The sequence below is a fragment of the Candidatus Berkiella aquae genome (assembly GCF_001431295.2).
Taxonomy (GTDB): domain Bacteria; phylum Pseudomonadota; class Gammaproteobacteria; order Berkiellales; family Berkiellaceae; genus Berkiella; species Berkiella aquae.
The window spans coordinates 1002256-1015812 of the sequence record NZ_LKAJ02000001.1; the positions used below are offsets into that span (position 1 = coordinate 1002256).

8 protein-coding genes are annotated in these 13557 nt (G+C 39.0%); 5 read left to right on the forward strand and 3 right to left on the reverse strand.

Annotated features, from left to right (window positions below; genetic code table 11):
• Positions 1-35 precede the first annotated feature (35 nt).
• From HT99x_RS04685 to pmbA, 4 genes are read left to right on the forward strand one after another with little or no spacing between them, the layout of a single operon-like run.
• The gene (locus HT99x_RS04685; protein ID WP_139016617.1) at positions 36-3788 is read left to right on the forward strand and encodes a YhdP family protein; all 3753 of its coding nucleotides are present in this window, start codon (positions 36-38) and stop codon (positions 3786-3788) included.
• A gap of 2 nt (positions 3789-3790) precedes the next feature.
• Complete coding sequence (locus HT99x_RS04690; protein ID WP_075066803.1) at positions 3791-4642, forward strand: nitrilase-related carbon-nitrogen hydrolase; 852 nt, start codon at positions 3791-3793, stop codon at positions 4640-4642.
• Complete coding sequence (gene tldD / locus HT99x_RS04695; protein WP_075066802.1) at positions 4639-6081, forward strand: metalloprotease TldD; 1443 nt, start codon at positions 4639-4641, stop codon at positions 6079-6081. The genes HT99x_RS04690 and tldD overlap by 4 nt, the downstream gene beginning before the upstream one ends.
• A gap of 9 nt (positions 6082-6090) precedes the next feature.
• Positions 6091-7446, forward strand: coding sequence for a metalloprotease PmbA (pmbA, locus tag HT99x_RS04700; protein WP_102134654.1), 1356 nt, complete (start codon positions 6091-6093; stop codon positions 7444-7446).
• 190 nt (positions 7447-7636) lie between these two features.
• On the opposite strand, the gene HT99x_RS04705 is transcribed toward pmbA, so the two are convergent.
• The 3 genes from HT99x_RS04705 to HT99x_RS04715 are packed head-to-tail and all read right to left on the reverse strand — an operon-like array spanning position 7637 to position 11556.
• The gene (locus HT99x_RS04705) at positions 7637-8695 is read right to left on the reverse strand and encodes an SUMF1/EgtB/PvdO family nonheme iron enzyme (protein WP_075066801.1); all 1059 of its coding nucleotides are present in this window, start codon (positions 8693-8695) and stop codon (positions 7637-7639) included.
• Positions 8696-8716: 21 nt separating this feature from the next.
• On the reverse strand, positions 8717-9646 hold the full coding sequence (locus HT99x_RS04710; RefSeq protein ID WP_083482922.1) for a pyridoxal-phosphate dependent enzyme: 930 nt from the start codon (positions 9644-9646) through the stop codon (positions 8717-8719).
• The gene (locus HT99x_RS04715) at positions 9643-11556 is read right to left on the reverse strand and encodes an SEL1-like repeat protein (RefSeq protein WP_075066800.1); all 1914 of its coding nucleotides are present in this window, start codon (positions 11554-11556) and stop codon (positions 9643-9645) included. The genes HT99x_RS04710 and HT99x_RS04715 overlap by 4 nt, the downstream gene beginning before the upstream one ends.
• A 170-nt stretch (positions 11557-11726) precedes the next feature.
• On the opposite strand from HT99x_RS04715, the gene HT99x_RS04720 reads away from it, so the two are divergent.
• Positions 11727-13457, forward strand: a complete 1731-nt coding sequence (locus HT99x_RS04720) for an EAL domain-containing protein (protein ID WP_075066799.1) — start codon at positions 11727-11729, stop codon at positions 13455-13457.
• Positions 13458-13557 lie beyond the last annotated feature (100 nt).

Here is a 13557-nt window from a genome sequence, read left to right on the forward strand (position 1 = left end):
CTCGACTACCTAAGTCAAGTACCAAGCGTACACCCGTGAGTATTCGTTCGATAAGTCTCTCATCAACATTTAAAATGGTTCGGTTTTATAAGTTCTATCGGTTATTAGGTTGGTTAAGCATTGGTACGGCTGTGCTATTAACCATGCTACGAACGCTATTGCCACTGTATTCTCCCAATATAGATGAATTTAATCAGTTATTGCGAAGCCAATTAGCTTGCCCTGTTGTCGCGCAAACAATTAAGTTGTCATGGGAGGGATTGCATCCTGTTGCAACCTTAACCAATGTGTCGGTTAAGCAATCTATTCATATTAATAAGCTCAAACTTTCCTTAAGCATGAAACATTTATTGCTAGGACGGTTACAGTTATCTCAACTTAATATTGATGGTGCAAAATTAGGGATCGATTATCGAGATCACAATAAAATCAGCTTAATCAATTTACCTGAAATCAGCCTTGACTTGAAAAATACGAATAGCAAAAAAATCCCACTTGAACATTTACAGATTGTGAATGCTCAATTAGAAATCCTTCAACAAGATAAGCAATTCCTGTTACAGGATGTTGCGGTCAAAGCAGATTTAACGACCCACGTGAAAATTCATGCACATGCTCATTTGCAAGGCGAACAGGGTGCGAAGATTGATTTCTCACTTGATAAATCATTACTGACACACGCGCCGTTAAAAGCTTATGTACATTGGGTGGGCGGAGAATTAGAAAAAATAATTCCCTACAATATTAATGCACAAACCGATGTGAAAGCTTGGCTAACGATGCATGATCTCGAAGATATGCAAATAGTTGCCGATGTCAAATTAGCTGATTTGAAAGCAAAGACAACTCAAGGTAAATCGTTTGCTTATGACAAGCTGGGTGGCATTTTTCAGATTAAACGACAAGATGCAAAATGGGCAGTATTAGGGAAAGACGGTTTTTGTAATGATATCAGTGATATTAGTTTTGCTATTAAGAATAAAACCTGTGACACCTCAACTTGTTGGCATTTGCAGGCAAAGCATTTGCCATTGAAGCCCTTGCATGAATTGACCAATTTGTTTACGAAAAAATTTGAGCATTATGAAACTAAAGGGGAACTGGACTATCTTAATGTGAAGCTTGAAACAAGCAATGAACAGATTAAACCCGTCGATATTGAAATGGTTTTTCATGATATTGGTATTTTTAAACCAACGATGGGTGGCATTACTGGGATGAGTGGGGCGCTTGTTTATACTCAAGATAAAGGCTCATTGTTACTTGATAGTGAGCGGTTTAACATTCATTACAACAAATGGTTTTCACAAGTTCTACCGTTGTCTCATTTGAGTGCAACAGTACATTGGCAGCAAGAGAATCAGCAACTTAAAATATCTGCAAATGAGATTGCCGCCAATTTAGGTGAGACATCCATTGCAGGGCAAGTAGTCGCTACTTTTGCAAATGGCTTGAAAGAATCACCTCAAGTTGAAATGCAATGGGAAGTGGGCGCATTACCAACAGAAGAAGTACTGGCCTTCTTACCTAAGACCATGGATATCGACTTATTAGAATGGTTAAACCAAGCTATTGTTGGTGGTGAAGCTGAGAAAACAACCATGGTATTGCGTGGTGACTTAGCGAAATTTCCTTTTGATAACCAAGAAGGCATTTTTGAGATTTTCTGCCAATTAAATCACACGACATTAGATTACACGCAAGGCTGGCCTGCTTTAAATGATTTAAAAGCAAGTTTGTTGTTTCGAAATCGCGCTCTTTATATAGGTGCTGAACACGCATGGTTTGAAGGCGGAGAATTATTAAAAGCCGATGCGGTGATCCCTGATTTATTAAGCCCTTTACCGGCACTACGAATTGATACCAAAATTAAAAGTACGCTAGAGAATGGTTTACAAGTGATTCAAAAAAGTCCAATTAAAGAAACATTGGGTAAAGAATTGGCACCCTTAGCATTAAAGGGACCGATGGATTTAGCACTTGGGCTTGATGTTCCCCTTAGCGATCAATCTACTGACACCGTTAAGGTAAGAGGGGTAATAGCCCTGACCCAAGCACAGATTGGAGTTCCAAGCTGGAATATTGAAATCCCAAAAGTAGCTGGCGAAATTTCTTTCACTGAGAATAGTGTCAAAGCGGATACCTTAACAGGATACTTATTGGATTCTCCCGCAGATTTTCATATTGAAAGTAAGTTGCAAGCAGAAGAACCTGAATTGCGTATCCACGCTTCAGGAAAGATGGTCTCCGATAGATTGTTAAATTGGTTAAAAGCGCCTGACTTTAAGCACATGAGTGGGGATACGGATTATCAAGCTGAGCTTGTGGTAACAACCGTTGCTAATGCAAAGCAAGTAAACCTAACGGTGAATTCAACCTTGGCTGGGTTAGTCGTCGATGCGCCAACGCCTTTAGCGAAAGAGGCTAGTGAGACAAAAATCAGTGAATGTAAAATTCATTTTGATCCTAATGATTTAGTTCGTATCGCTTTCAAATATGGTGATAACCTAAATTTAGCTTATAGCCTATTGCATCAAGATGGAAAGTGGCGTTCCCTAGGCGGCCATATTCATGTCGGTGAGAAGCGATTAGCAAAGTACCGTGAAGATAATGTTTTATTGATTGATGGTGATTTGTCAGAACTTGATGTTGGAAAATGGCAAGATTTTATAAAACAATCAGGCATGGGAGCATCTGCCGATAAATCAACATTAGAACCTTTAGTTGAACTTAAAATTGAGCAATTAAAACTGTTTGGTGAAGAATTTGCAAAAGCAAGCATTGAAGCCCAATGGGAAAATACCTTACAACATTGGAATATTGTCTTTGATGGTCCTTCATTAAAGGGCTCCATGATCTTACCTCAAGATGATAATAAAGATATTCAAATTGATTTACAGAAATTAAAATTAACGGGTAATAGTGAAATAGCTAGTTTTTGGGATAATCAAGAACATACCCAAATGAAGCAATCTATCGATATCAAAATTGCCGAATTAGGTATCGATAAAAAAATGTTTACTCAAATACAAGCTCGTTTAGTACCTTTTGAGAGTGGTTATCAATTCAACAAAGTAAAAGCCAATATTAAAGATACTTCAATTGAGTTAAACGGTGAATGGACTTACCTGATTGATAAGAAAGTGACTGCAAAAGGGAAAGTTACCACAGAAAATATTGGAGCAGCTTTACAAGCATTAGGAAAAGAAGGAACCCTCAAAGGGGCAAGTGGTACCGTTGAGTTTGCTTTAGCATGGGAAGGAAGCCCTGCCAAAATTGATTATGCTTCTCTTGATGGGCAAGCATCTTTGTCGTTAAATCAAGGTTATGTTCAAGGCGTTAATCCGGGTATCGGTCGGATTTTGAGTTTGTTGAATCTTGATAATGTGAAGCGCCGTTTAAAATTAGATTTTTCAGATGTGACTAAAAGTGGTTTTGCTTTTGATGAACTCAATGGCAAATTTCAATTTGGTAAAGGGAAAGTGAGTACGAATAAAATTACGTTAAATGGTCCCTCTGCAAAAATTGAAGCATTTGGCCAAGCTGATTTATTAAGCCAAGGTTTAAGTGGTGAAATGGTTGTTATGCCAGATGTAACTGGTAGCTTACCGGTTGCAGCCGCTATCGCAGCAGGAAATCCTGCAATTGGCGCTGCGGTATGGGTTGTTGATAAAATGTTTGGGCAAAAAATTCAAGAGATTAATCGTTTTCGATATCAAATTTTAGGTTCCTGGCAAGCACCACAAGTCAAAGAGGTCCCGATCGTTTCTTTATCAAATAGGGGGTAAAAATGACATTGATTGCTGCAATACAAATAGCCTCTACCAATGATATTCAACATAACTTAGCCAAAGCCTGTGCAGAAATTGAAAAGGCAGCTTTAAACGGCGCTAAAATGGCAGTGTTGCCAGAAGAGTTTATATCATTAGTGCTGACACCCGCTGAAAAATTGCTAATGGCTGAAAACTATTTAGAAGGTCCCATACAAAAAACCTTAGCACTGACGGCAAAAAAAAATAAAATTTGGATAGTCGGTGGCACATTGCCATTATTAAGTGATGATGAACATAAAGTCTATTCCAGTTGTTTAGTGTGGAATGATCAAGGCGAGTGTGTTGCGCGCTATAATAAAATTCATTTATTTGATGTAACAGTCGAAAGTGGCGAATCTTATTTTGAGTCCGAACGTATAAAAGCCGGGAACAGCATGACAGTGCTAGAAACGCCTTTTGGTAAAGTAGGCATTGCTATTTGTTATGATTTACGCTTCCCTGAACTGTTTCGTTTAATGGCACTTAATGGGGCACAAATTATTGTGTTGCCATCGGCATTTACCATTAATACAGGAAAAGTACACTGGGAAATATTAATAAGAGCAAGGGCGATTGAAAATCTTTGTTATATCATCGCCCCTGACCAAGTTGGCATTCGTTTAAGCGGTCATGGTACTTATGGCCATACCATGATTATTAGCCCTTGGGGAGACATATTAGCAAGCTTAGACGATAAAGAGGGAACCGTAATGGCACAGATAGATATGACAAAAATGAATAATATCCGTGAAAAGTTTCCAGCATTAACTCATTGTCGCTCATTTTTAATGAAAGAGTTGGCCAACCTAAATGATAAGGTGAAACCATGAATGCAATAGAACTTGCACGTGCACAATTACTCACTTCGAGTGGACTATCAGAAAGCGATTTAGAACGTGCATTGGGACAATTATTAGGTCATCGAATTGATAGCGGTGATTTATATTTTCAAAGTGTGAGACAAGAATCTTTCATGTTGGAAGATGGCATTGTAAAAGAAGGTAGCTTTAATCTCGATCAAGGCGTTGGCGTGCGCGCCATTAGCGGTGAAAAAACGGGTTTTGCTTACTCTGATGACATCATATTGCCAGCATTAGAGCAAGCGGTTGAAGCGGCACGATGTATTGCAGCAAGTGGTAAACAGCAAGCAATACAAGCTTGGGAAAGAAAACGTATAATCACACCACTATACACTAGCGTGAATCCCTTAGAAGAATTAGCAACAGAAAATAAAATTGCATTGCTACGCGAAATTGATAGCTATGCGAGAAAATGCGACCCTCGCGTTAGCCAAGTGATTGTCAGTTTAAGTGGTGTTTTTGAAACCATTTTAATTGTAGGTAGTGATGGCACCTTTCAAGCAGATGTCAGACCTTTGGTACAATTGAATGTCACAGTCATTGCACAAAGTAAAGATCGTCGTGAAACAGGTTCAAGCGGTGGCGGTGGTAGAACAACCTATGCTTATTTTACTGAAAATGAACGTGCATTTGGTTATGCCAAAGAAGCGGTTCGCAAAGCACTTGTTAATTTAGATGCTATCGAAGCACCTGCGGGTGCCATGACAGTTGTCTTAGGGCCTGGTTGGCCTGGTGTCTTGTTGCATGAAGCTGTTGGGCATGGTTTAGAGGGTGATTTTAATCGTAAAGGCAGTTCAACTTTTAGCGGTCGAATTGGTGAAAGAGTCGCTTCGCCTTTATGTACGATTGTCGATGATGGAACTTTGCTTGAAAGACGAGGTTCTTTAACCGTAGATGATGAGGGAACCCCAACACAGCGCACGGTATTAATTGAGAATGGTATTTTAAAAGGTTATCTACAAGATAAATTAAATGCAAAATTAATGGGTGTTGCATCAACCGGTAATGGTCGACGCCAATCTTATTCTCATATCCCAATGCCGCGAATGACGAATACCTTTATGCTACCTGGAACACATGTTCCTGAAGAAATTATCGCCTCGGTAGAGAAGGGACTTTATGCCGTTAATTTTGGTGGTGGTTCAGTTGATATTACTTCAGGTAAATTTGTTTTTTCTGCCAATGAGGCTTACCTCATTGAAAATGGCAAAGTGACAAGACCTGTGAAAGGAGCCACTTTAATTGGCAATGGTCCTGATGTAATGCAAAAGATTGTAATGGTGGGTAATGATCTTGCGTTAGATGAAGGAATTGGCGTCTGCGGTAAAGAAGGACAAAGCGTGCCAGTTGGTGTTGGTCAGCCTACATTACGCATTGATGATTTAACCGTTGGCGGAACGAAAAACTAAGAGGTTATTATGAGTCAAGCCTTACCAGTCAAACTGCCAGATTTTGTTGATGAAAGTCATTATCAACAAATTGTGACAGATATGTTAATGATGGCTAAAAAATTAGGTGCTTCATCTGCAGAAGTGGGGTTACATAGTTCTATTGGATTAAACGTTAGTGTTCGCAAAGCGGAAGTTGAAACCTTAGAATTCAATCGAGATAAAGCCATTGGTGTTACGGTGTATTGTGGGCAAGCTAAAGGTGCTGCCAGTACAACAGATATTAGTAGAGACTCTTTGCACAAAACCGTGGAAGCCGCGATTAACTTAGCGAAGCTGACAGAAGCGGATCCTTTTGCAGGACTTGCCAATAAAGAAGATTTGGCAACAGAGCATAAACCTTTAGATTTATATCATCCATGGGACATTACCGTAGAAGAAGCCATTGCATTAGCAAAAGAATGCGAACACGCTGCACTTGGCTATGATAAACGCATTGTGAATAGTGAAGGTGCAACGGTGAGCACCTCACAAATTTATCATGTTTATGGAAATAGCGATGGCTTTTTAGGATATTATCCAACGAGTCGCCATAGTTTATCTTGTTCTGTCATAGCGCAAGATATCAATGGTATGGAACGTGATTATCAATATACCCTATCACGCAAAGCTGATGAATTAGAATCAGCGCAAGCGATTGGTATTGACGCTGCTGATAGAGCACTTAAACGCCTTAGTGCGCAGAAGCTCTCTACACAACGATCCCCTGTTATTTTTCATGCAACCCTAGCATCGGGTATTTTAGGACACTTTATTAATGCTATTTCCGGTGGTCGTTTGTTTCGGAAAACCACGTTCTTATTAGATTCACTAGAACAACAAGTGTTCCCAGATTTTGTACATTTATACGAGAGACCCCATTTGTTAGCCGGCTTAGGTAGTGCACCGTTTGATGGTGATGGTGTTAAAACTCAAGATAAAGATATTGTGTTAAACGGTATTGTGAAGAGCTATATTTTGAGTGCCTATTCTTCACGTAAATTAGGGATGCAAAATACGGGTAATGCAGGTGGTGTTCATAACTTATTCATCAAGCCAGGTAATGATGACTTGACTGCGTTACTTAAAAAAATGGATCGAGGACTTTTAATTACTGAATTAATGGGCCAGGGGATCAATCTGGTAACGGGTGATTACTCGCGCGGTGTAGCAGGATTTTGGGTAGAGAACGGAATGATTCAATATCCGGTTCATGAATTAACGGTTGCTAGCAACTTAAAACATATGTTTAAAAACTTGATAGCGGTAGGAAATGACGTTGATAAACGTGGAAGTTACCAAAGTGGTTCGTTGTTGATAGATGATCTCATGCTGGCGGGGAGGTAAAGGCGAATTAAGATAAAAATCTCCCGCTTGCTTGAAAAGCAAGCTGCCCCTTTTATTCAAAGGGGGTAAAATTTGATACATTGAGTAAATGCATAAGTTCTAAAAATAGCCCCCTTTGAATAAAAGGGGGCGGCTCGCAGATGCGAGCGGGGGATTTTTATCTAAATGAAAATTTTCCAAAACCAGCTAATCATGTCTGATTAGGCGACAATGCCAACCTAAATCCAACATGTGACGTTCCTGTATCAGGTGTTTGTCCACGTCTTGCGCTAGGTCTGTAGCTTTCGCAGTAATTAACATTGCACAAGAATGAACCACCTTTAATAATGCGTTTAAAAGCATAAGGTTCATGCTGATCGTAACTTTCTTTGGCCCCTTGTGGGTTAACCGTAATAGATTGCTGGGCTAATTCCTGATAGTGATTGGTGTTATACCAGTCTTGCGTCCATTCCCAAACATTTCCTACCATATCGTATAATCGATAACCATTAGCGGGATAAGTTTTGACAGGTGAGGTTCTAATGTAACCATCTTCAGCCACGGCGTTATGGGGGAAATCTCCTTGGAAGGTATTTGCCATGTGTTTACCATTTGGCTTAAATTCATCTCCCCATGGAAAACGTTTATCTATCAATCCGCCTCGCGCTGCATATTCCCATTCTGCTTCCGTGGGTAAACGTTTGCCAATCCATTTAGCATAAGCATTAGCATCGTCCCATGAGACATGTACTACCGGATGATTTTCTCTATCTTTTAAGTCACTATTAGGTCCTTCGGGATGTTGCCAACTCGCACCAGGGGTCCATTGCCACCATGCTGCAATGTTATTAAGCGGAACGGGATGAGAAGGGGGCATAAAAACTAAGGTTCCAGGCGCTAATAAACTATCATCTGGTTTTGGAGTGCCAGGTGGTAACTGCTTTTTTAATTCTTCCCAGTCCGGTTTACGTTCGGCAGTTGTAATATAACCGGTCGCTTCAACAAATTTTGCAAATTCAGCATTCGTTACCGGATGTTCATCCATCCAAAAGCCGCTGACTTTTACTTTATGGGCAGGATGCTCATTGGGCATACTTTTATTGTCAATGGCTCCCATTGTGAACGAACCTGCTGGGATCCATTGCATACCGGTTGGATTATGCTTTATAAAATTGATAGTGCTTTCAGGAGATTTGATAAAATAGCAAGTTGTTACCGCAATGCCACCAACAACCAAAAAAGCGCCAATCCATTTTTTATGAGTGTTCATATTTTATTCCATCAAAGGGTATCATAAAGAAAATTGTTGTTGCCATTTTTTAAGCAGTGCAAGATTAACGCCACTTCCCCCGCAAAGAATGACAGCAATATTAGAAAATTGCTGTATTATAGGATACTGCTCATAAATAATACTTAAAGCAGCACCACAAGCAGGTTCGACAAGAAAGCGATGATGATCCGCAAATTGTAAGCAGGCGTTGACGGCTGCTTTGTCTGTCACCGTTTGTGCAAAGGTGGGATGTTTCATTGCCAAGTCAAAAGCTTGTTGACAGATTTGTTTAGCACCTAATGTTGTAGCGACCGTATTGATGGTATCTAAGCGTATACGTTTCTTTTCTTTCATCGCTGTTGCAAGTGATGCAGCGCCGACGGTTTCAGCGGTGATTATCGCAACATCTTCCCAACCATGAGCATGCAAGCCTTGTACTAACCCCGAATAAAGTCCGCCGCCACCTACCGAAACTATAATCGCATCCGGTTTTGACATTTGTTGCTTTATTTCATCAATAATAGGCATATACCCTTGCCAAATGAGAGGGTGGTTAAAAGGTGGAATATAGGCGTAATGTTCATTTTCTGAAATTTCTTTTGCAAGGCTGTCGGCTTCATCCCAGTTATCACCTTCGACGATGACAGAGGCTTTTTCTGCTCTGAGCTTTTTTACCATAATGTCAGGTGTCGTTTTAGGAACAATCACTTTTGCGGGTATATTGAGCACTTGACTAGCATAAGCAACCGCTAAACCCGCATTACCTCCAGAGGAAGAGATAAAACCAGAGACGTGTTGTTGAGAGTAGTGCAAACATAATGCACCAATGCCTCTATCTTTAAAAGAACCGCTAGGTTGGAGCATTTCACATTTTAGATAAATATGACGGCCAGCCAATTCACTTAAGATATGTGACTGCAATAAAGGTGTTGTAACAGAAAGTGCAATCATGAATGTCTGCTATATCCTTTCAATCCACTTAACCCTAATGCTTTCACAATACCTTTCATGTTATCGGTAATTTTATCTTTTACTCTGCTAGCAATCGTTGGCTTAGCGGGCGTTAAATTCGCTGGCATTGTCATAGCCGTTTCTTTTGCTGATTGAGAATCAAGGAATGCGATTGCTTCATTGGCTCTTGTATCACCCGAACGATTGGCTTTGGCAAACCATTGTGCCGCAAGTTCTGAATCTTTAGAAACACCTTGACCATGATAGTATAACCATCCTAGTGCATATTGAGCATCAGCATTTCCAGCAATAGCCGCTTGTTCATACCATTTGAAAATCATTTTGCTGTTAGCAGGTGCTTTTTCACCTTGTTCATATAATCTTGCCAGATAAAGTTGAGCATCAATATTATTTTGCTCAGCAGCTTTAGTAACAAGTGCAATGCCTTCTGCTGAACCATTTTCACTCATCTCAATTAAATCAATACCTCTTTGAAAGTTAGCAATTTGTTGCTTTTTGTCAGAAATTTGCGTTCTTACTGGTACTGAAGATAACTGAGCTAATTTATTCTGTAAGGAATCTTGAATATCATTTTCATCATGGGGTTGTTTGGCTGCTATAAACCAATTAAGAGCAACTTGGGTATTGGCTTGTGCTCCTAAACCCAAAAAGCTCATCCAAGCTAGATAACTTTGTGCTTGGTGATTATCTTTTTCTGCGGACTTGGATAACCAATGCAAGGCTTTGGCATCATCTTGGGCAATATCATTGCCTTGCAGATATTGCATGGCAAGTTGATATTCTGCGAGTGGGTGGCCATGTTCTGCAGCAAGTTGAAGTGACTCAATTCCTTTCTTATGAGTATCTGCTTTTTTTAATTCTTTTAATGCATTTTGGTATTCAGTTGCACCAGGCCAGAACATCTTTTCTAAGTTGACTGTAGAAGAAGCTGCTGAAATTGACTTTGCATTGGGTAAACCATTATTCACGGCTCGTTGGTACCAACGATGTGCAGCTTTTGTATCTTTTGATACACCAATACCATTTTCAAAACACAATGCCATAAAGAATTGTGCTTCAGGATTATTCTGATTAGCAGCTAAAGTAGCGTAATGTAAAGATTTGACGTAATCTGGAGCAGCACTGTCACTACCGATGCTATACATTTTAGCTAATGCTAACTGGGACGCATGGTCATGATTTTCTGCCGCTTTTTCACAGGCTTTTAATGCTTTAGTATACTGGTGTTTATTATATAAATCAGCACATTTTTTGGCAAAAATGGCTGGGTCAACTGTTTTGGCATTAGTGATGACTTTATGTTCTAGCGATTGTTTCGTTGATACATTATTTTTTGCAGTGTTGGGTTTTGCTTTGAAAAGTTCGGCAATTAAAGATGACATGCTTTTGCCAGATTGTGCGTGATTAGCTGTTTGTATCTTCTGAGATTTTACATTTTTAGCATGGAGCTCATTCTTGTTATGCTCATTATTTTTATCTTGTTGTACTTTCTGAGTTTTTGCATTTTCTTTTTGTATTTGACGTTTGGTCAGCAAAGTGTATTTTTTCTTTTTTGCAACGCGTTGCTTTCGCTTTTCAGGAGCAGAAGGTTTAGAATCAGTTATGGTTTTTTGCATGGGAGTCAGTTGGTGGTTGATTTTTGGAGCCACAGGCAATGAACGCTTGAATCCAGTGGTTGCTGAATAATTTTCCAAGGTTGTTGATTCTTTCAGTTTTTCAAGTGCTTTTTCTTGTGTACGATTTATTGCAATAGTTGTTTGGTGAGCAGCTTGAGTCAGGGGTAATTTGCGTTTAAAGCCGGTTTCAGCTGAATAATTTTCACCGTCATTACCCACGCTTAACATTGGCCATGCCAGCAATAATAAGCTGCCTAATTGTTTAAAATGCATCACTCTCTCCCTGAATTCGCTGACAAAGCCTGGTTCCCTACATATAGTGTATAGCATCGTTATATAGACAATGCACTTTGCTTTGAAAGAGATTTATCATGCTAATTCAGGGTATCTAGTATAATTAACTTAATATGGACTACCACTTCCTATTATTTAGGAATATCTATGTGACTGTAATTATTTGGCAAAGCATCGCATTACTATTGGCCGCAACAACAGCGCTGTTTTTCTATATAGCTGTGCGCTTACGTAATGCAATCAGATTGAGTCTTGTTAGGGAAGAAAGAGCTTATCAAGAATTATTAGATTTTCCTGGTGCGAATCCCAATCCTGTGATGCGTGTTAATAAGTTGGGAGTGTTATTATATGCAAACCCTTCAAGTCAGTACATTATGATGACTTGGAAGGTTGGTCTAAATGAAAAATTGCCCCCCGAATGGCGAGAGATCATTCGCCAAGTAATACAATCAAACAAACCACAAGAAATTGAAATGAAAAGCGGTGAGTTGTCATTTTTGCTGAATATTGTACCGATTCACGGGGGGTATGTTAGTATTTTTGGATTAAATGTCACTATTTTAAAAGCAGTTGAACAAGAATTAAAGCAGCGAACAACAACGGATGCAGTCACCAAATTGCCTAATCGTGTTATTTTCGGTCAGAACCTGACCATGGAAATTAATCATGCAAAATCGATTAAAGCAAAAATGTCCATTTTTATTTTGCGGCTTGATGATTACTTTGAAATTCTTAATAGCTATGGTCAAGAAGTAACAGAAGCATATTTACTGGAATTTTGTAATAGACTCCAGATGTTCACTGTTAATGAAAGTACAATAGCTAGAATAAGTGATAATGAATTTGGCATGATATCTCCTCAGATCCGCGATGCGTCCCAAGCAGCTTCTTACATACAAGCCTTAATTGAAATAACAACCGTTCCTTATCAAGTCCTTGATAAAAACATTTTTACGACAGTAAGTGTGGGTATCTGCTTTTACCCCAATGATGGTGAAACAAATGATGTTTTAACACGCAATGCGCAATTAGCTGTGAATAGAACAAGTAGCACACGCAATCAATATGAGTTTTTTCAGCGTGGTATGATAGATCAATTACAAATTAAACGAAATATCATTTCAGACTTACATAAAGCCCTTGAGAATAATGAGTTTGTACTCTTTTATCAACCGCAAATCAATTTGAAGACCCAAACGATGGTAAGTTGTGAGTCACTGATTCGGTGGAATCATCCAGAGAAAGGATTTATTTCGCCTTTCTTTTTTATGACGGCAGCAGAAGAAACGCATTTGATTGTGCCGATTGGAGAATGGGTATTAAGGGCGGCATGTATACAAGCTAAGAATTGGCAAAACGCAGGTTACCCCCCTATAAAGGTTGCTGTTAACGTTTCTGCAAGACAGCTGTTTCAAACAGATATTGTAGCCTTAGTACGATTTGTTTTAAAAGAAACACAATTAGCTCCAGAGTGGCTCGAAATTGAATTAACGGAAAGTGTTTTAGCACAAGACATGAATTTAGCAATTGAAATTATGAAAGATTTAAAATCATTAGGTGTCGATTTAGCATTAGATGATTTTGGTACCGGTTATTCTTCGCTTAGTTATTTAATGCAGTTTCAAGTTGATAAGTTAAAAATTGATCGTTCGTTTATTAAAGGAATTGAAGATGCAACAGAAGGACATGCACTCACTCGGGGTATTATTGATTTAGGGCATAGCATTAACTTGAAAGTAATTGCAGAAGGCGTCGAAACAAAGGCGCAATTACAATATTTGAAACAACATAATTGTGACTTAATTCAAGGCTATTATTTTGCACAACCCCAACCTGCTGAAAAATTTGAAGAGTTTTTTAAAAAGAACTGGAATAATTAAAAAAGCGTACTTACCCTCTTTGCGTTTAAATCTTTCAATTTCATATTACTTTAGATAAAAGAATAGAATTCTTTATTTATTTAATTGTCATACCTGTATA

Excerpts from the sequence above, each read along its gene's own strand:
- HT99x_RS04690 (WP_075066803.1), top strand. The coding sequence starts at position 3,791 with ATGACATTGATTGCTGCAATACAAATAGCCTCTACCAATGATATTCAA.
- tldD (WP_075066802.1), top strand. The coding sequence starts at position 4,639 with ATGAATGCAATAGAACTTGCACGTGCACAATTACTCACTTCGAGTGGA.
- pmbA (WP_102134654.1), top strand. The coding sequence starts at position 6,091 with ATGAGTCAAGCCTTACCAGTCAAACTGCCAGATTTTGTTGATGAAAGT.
- HT99x_RS04705 (WP_075066801.1), bottom strand. The coding sequence starts at position 8,695 with ATGAACACTCATAAAAAATGGATTGGCGCTTTTTTGGTTGTTGGTGGC.
- HT99x_RS04710 (WP_083482922.1), bottom strand. The coding sequence starts at position 9,646 with ATGATTGCACTTTCTGTTACAACACCTTTATTGCAGTCACATATCTTA.
- HT99x_RS04715 (WP_075066800.1), bottom strand. The coding sequence starts at position 11,556 with ATGCATTTTAAACAATTAGGCAGCTTATTATTGCTGGCATGGCCAATG.